This is a genomic window from Yersinia nurmii (genome assembly GCF_001112925.1).
Lineage (GTDB): Bacteria > Pseudomonadota > Gammaproteobacteria > Enterobacterales > Enterobacteriaceae > Yersinia > Yersinia nurmii.
The window spans coordinates 1-4,052 of record NZ_CPYD01000029.1; the positions used below are offsets into that span (position 1 = coordinate 1).

Sequence of the window (4,052 nt, forward strand, 5' to 3'; positions counted from 1 at the left end):
GTGCGGGCGGGTGTAAAACGATTCAGGTTTCAGCATGGACAGGACTTTAGCGACGTTATCACTGCCGTCATCCAGCATCAGGCCGCCAAGAACGCTCTGCTCTGCGTCGAGGTTGTGTGGTGGTGTTTTGTAATCAACGGTCATCCTTGGCCCCCTCTCGGACTTGAAGATAAGTTTCATCGTTCAGGAAATACTCCAACCCTTTTTTCTGCCACGTCTTTCCGGAGCGAGTATCAGGGCGGTCTTCCAGCATCCAGCGACAATTGGTGGAAATGTAAGTCAGGTAGGCTTTCCAGCTTTCCAGCGTGAATGGCTGGCTGTCCAGTTGGCGAGTTATCTTGCTGGCTTTCACCCAGAAGGTTTTGATCAGGTTGCGTCGCTTGTCACTGAGTGCTCTTATGCCTTTGGCTTCTGGCAGAATGTCGTGATAAGCATTGACCACATCTTCACAACTGAATGACGGTTTTTTCTTTTCCGGTTTATCGGCTGAAGAGGGACTCTCTATTACGTTAGTAATAGAGTTATTAGTTATTTCATTGTTTGTGGCACTTTGTTGGTAATCTGTTGGCACAACCTCCGCTCCAGCGCTTGGTACAAGCGGATTTGCGTTGGCACTTTGTTGGTAATCTGTTGGCACAATATTTGGCTGATATTCGTCGTATTTTGTGACGTAAATTAGTGAGAATTTCTTGGTGGTTGACTTGGTGATCATCCCAAGTTTTTCAAACTTACCGATGAGATATTTAATGCGGTTACCGGTAATACCGGTTGCCAGTTCCAGCTTATTTCTGCCAGTCATAAACTCTCCACGACGAACCATGACATCACCCAGCTCAGTATTAACTATTGCCGGTGCGTGATTAGCGGTAAGTATGAAATGTATCCACAGGTGAACTGCCTCAGAATCCGTCCTGTAGAAGGGCAGTTCCATTATTTTTCTATGCATCAAGGCAAACCCCTTACCGGTTGCCTCCGGCCTTGCTGTGTCTGGTTGACGAAACGCTAAGACGTTACTCATTGGCCTTCCCTCTTCTCGCTTCTATGCCGCGGAATATCTCTGCAAACTTGCGGCCAAAAACGTGGTTGTCATTGCAGACCATGAGAAGCTCATCAGGCTTTGCCGCCCGTTGATATTGATTAGCGCCTGACGTATTGCTATTTGGTTTTTTCTTTCGCATAATTACCCCTGTTGTTTTGTCCAGTTAAAACGACATTGTTATCTGCTCTGCTGAATCCCTGGTTGTCGCCGGGGATTTTTGTTTTGCGAGCAACAAAGCCACCGACTTAGCCAGCCTTGCCATCTCGTCATCGACTACTCCCCATTCCAATACAGCCAGAAGCATTGATATCTTCGGAATGAAGCTTTCTTTCCAGCGTGATATCTGTGACTTATCCACGCCTACAGCGTCAGCAATGTCAGTGACGCCTCGTAATGCAATCTTGTTCAGTAGTTGGCTCTCAATGATTCGAGCCTTGTTGCGTGTGGTTGCACGTTCCATTGCGTACTCTTCCCTTGTGATTTAGATGTTGTTACGTGACAAAGCTGTGAGCTTGTCACTTTGGTAGTGGTGCCCTCGAGTCAGGGCGGTCAGTGGTGTTAAAGAGCGGTAGTGCTTAAGCTGCTTTAGTTGTTGGGTTTCCGTACAACAACCAAGATGGTTCACATTGAAGTGCGCTTGCGATTTCAAACAAGAAGCGAGGTCGTTTGGTTGCACCCGACTCAATTTGCTGAATTGATTGCTGCTTGATTCCGGCCTTTTCCGCCAGTTCAGCCTGCGTAAGATTCAGCTCTGAGCGCTTTTGCTTGAGGCGTTCCGATATAGTTTCCATATTGCCTCCTTGACAAAGTTTCTTGTATTTTACAGACAAGAAACCTTGTTTGTCAATTACAGCTTTTCTTGTGACTATTGGGAGGAAATTTATGAGGTGATTTATGGGTATTGCAGAAAGAGTTAAGGCTAGGCGCGATGAATTAGGTATGACGCAAAGTGAGTTGGCGCTTAAGGCAGGGACAACTCAGCAGTCTATTGTTAATTTAGAAAATGGCACAACAAAGCGCCCCAGAAATCTTCTGGAAATATCTAAGGCTTTAAATACTGATCCTGACTACTTAATGTTTGGCAAAGGTGTCGGCAATGTTTCATTTGCTGGCGTTCACACCCCTGGTGTGCGGTATCCAGTGATAAGTAAGGTACAAGCTGGTGCTTGGGCTGAGGCCATTGAAGTTTACACGATCAGAGATATTGAATTGTGGCTGGAGTCTGATGCACACGTTCAAGGCGAAGCATTTTGGCTTGAGGTCGATGGGGATTCAATGACTGCTCCAGTTGGGTTAAGCGTGCCAGAAGGAACGTTTGTTTTGTTTGATACTGGGCGCGAACCAGTTAACGGCAACCTTGTCATTGCTAAGTTAACAGATTCTAACGAAGTTACTTTTAAGAAGCTGGTTATTGATGGCGGGTTACGCTACCTGAAAGGGTTAAACCCAGCATGGCCTCTTGTGCCAATCAATGGGAATTGCAAAATCATTGGCGTTGCCGTCGAAACAAAGTTGCGATTGGTCTAATACCCTAACCCACTGCTAGCCCGTAGAGGGGTGGGATGTGTTTTGTTTTAATTAAATGGACTGTAAAATGTCAAAACCTGAAGACATACAAAATAAAAATCTCGCAAGGAAGATTTCATTAGCGCAATTATCTGAATTTTTGCAGCAGTTCAGCACTAAAAATAACGTGGTGTTCTGCCCTGTTTGCAAGAAGTCAGACTGGATATTGCCTGTGTGGGATAAAGACAAAACGAAACCGGTAATAATTACACAGCCATTACCTGATAGCGATGGGGTTGGAATGTGGCTTTTCCCTGTAATTTGTGAACACTGCACATACACCATGCATTTCAGCACGCCGCACATCGTTAAAAAATTACAGGCTGAAGGTAAATTATGAGAATCGGGTGCGCTGACGATGGATTTTTCTACGGGATAGAACCACCTCCGCAAAGAAATCCCAAAAGGAAAGATGATAAGCGTGCTAGAATTGAAAATCATGACGGCAATAAAATTTATGTTGCTGAAACAATTTCTATTGAAATCGAAGTGGAGGAGGTAGATATGAAAATTCAACCAAATGCCCCTCTTTCTTTTAGTGGGGCCCTTAAATTAGCTGGTGCCACACTACTAATTACAGGTACCGCCATGTGGTATGCATATGATCAAGTGCAAGGGCAGATATCTGAAGTTAGGTCAGAAGTATCATCTTTAAGGTCTGATAATCGAGAAGACTTTAACAGGATCAATGATCGGATGGACTCTATAGCCAATAAGCTTGATGCTAAAATAGACGCTATTGGAGATAAGACTGACAATAAGCTCGATAAACTAACCGACATTCTAAATGATATTCGGCGCGACCAGCCAAAAGAACAAAAGAATTAGCCCCACTAACCCGGCCCCGCTGCCGGGTTTTTTGTGCCTGTAATCTGACAATCTCACCACCCTACCCGCTTTAAACACTACTCACCTCACACTTTTCACGCCTGATAGCCAGGTGCGAAGGGTCACGTCTGAATTATTTTCAAATTAAATTCACTTTAAAATCAAAGAAATATTGTAATCACAACAAAATAAACAATATATCTTGTTTACAGGCATACAAGGTTTCTTGTATTCTCTTTCCATCGAAACGAAACATCGATGCGGCATACGGAACTACACGCCGCGCCAGTCAGGACGACAGGCTGCTTATTTAACAATTAGATTGCCCTGATACGAGGGCACCAAAGAGAAGTTGGCTTTGGGAACAAGTGTTGTGCGGGCTGACGCACGTTAACTATCTGTCCTCGCATTGACGGGGATGCTCATCTAGCAAGTAGGTGGATGGATAAGTTTGATCACTTACTTAAGCAATCACTATCAGCGATTGCCACTTGTTCACCAAAGCCAATCACCGGAGGTAATCATGAATTCGAGAGAGCGACGCACAGCTCGTTACAGAGCTAAATGTGCAGCAGAGGGTCGGTTAGAAAAGAACATCGCTACAGCCCTCACAGGATGC

General features: G+C 44.9%; 8 protein-coding genes. 3 read left to right on the plus strand and 5 right to left on the minus strand.

Features of this window, described 5'->3' with window-relative positions; all coding sequences use genetic code 11:
- The 5 genes from AD970_RS19270 to AD970_RS18350 form a co-directional block, all read right to left on the minus strand.
- On the minus strand, window positions 1-144 hold a 144-nt coding region (locus AD970_RS19270), incomplete at its 3' end, for a DnaB-like helicase N-terminal domain-containing protein (protein ID WP_328286838.1).
- On the minus strand, window positions 134-1,018 hold the full coding sequence (locus AD970_RS18340) for a hypothetical protein (protein WP_049602441.1): 885 nt from the start codon (window positions 1,016-1,018) through the stop codon (window positions 134-136). The genes AD970_RS18340 and AD970_RS19270, both read right to left, overlap by 11 nt.
- Window positions 1,011-1,178, minus strand: coding sequence for a hypothetical protein (locus AD970_RS19795; RefSeq protein WP_157045601.1), 168 nt, complete (start codon window positions 1,176-1,178; stop codon window positions 1,011-1,013). Before AD970_RS19795 ends, AD970_RS18340 begins: the two co-directional genes overlap by 8 nt.
- 24 nt (window positions 1,179-1,202) lie before the next feature.
- Window positions 1,203-1,499 carry a CII family transcriptional regulator gene (locus tag AD970_RS18345; RefSeq protein WP_049602443.1) on the minus strand — a complete coding sequence of 99 codons (297 nt, stop codon included), beginning with the start codon at window positions 1,497-1,499 and terminating at the stop codon, window positions 1,203-1,205.
- A 115-nt stretch (window positions 1,500-1,614) separates the two neighbouring features.
- Window positions 1,615-1,830: a helix-turn-helix domain-containing protein gene (locus AD970_RS18350; RefSeq protein WP_049602445.1), complete on the minus strand. Its 216-nt coding sequence runs from the start codon at window positions 1,828-1,830 to the stop codon at window positions 1,615-1,617.
- A 103-nt stretch (window positions 1,831-1,933) separates the two neighbouring features.
- Here AD970_RS18350 and AD970_RS18355 point away from each other — a divergent pair, with 103 nt between their 5' ends.
- The 3 genes from AD970_RS18355 to AD970_RS18365 all read left to right on the plus strand — a co-directional run bounded on the left by AD970_RS18355 (window position 1,934) and on the right by AD970_RS18365 (window position 3,433).
- Window positions 1,934-2,566, plus strand: a complete 633-nt coding sequence (locus AD970_RS18355) for a LexA family protein (protein WP_049602446.1) — start codon at window positions 1,934-1,936, stop codon at window positions 2,564-2,566.
- Between the two features lie 67 nt (window positions 2,567-2,633).
- Window positions 2,634-2,945 carry a hypothetical protein gene (locus AD970_RS18360; protein WP_049602447.1) on the plus strand — a complete coding sequence of 104 codons (312 nt, stop codon included), beginning with the start codon at window positions 2,634-2,636 and terminating at the stop codon, window positions 2,943-2,945.
- On the plus strand, window positions 2,942-3,433 hold the full coding sequence (locus AD970_RS18365) for a hypothetical protein (RefSeq protein ID WP_049602449.1): 492 nt from the start codon (window positions 2,942-2,944) through the stop codon (window positions 3,431-3,433). Before AD970_RS18360 ends, AD970_RS18365 begins: the two co-directional genes overlap by 4 nt.
- Window positions 3,434-4,052: the final 619 nt, after the last annotated feature.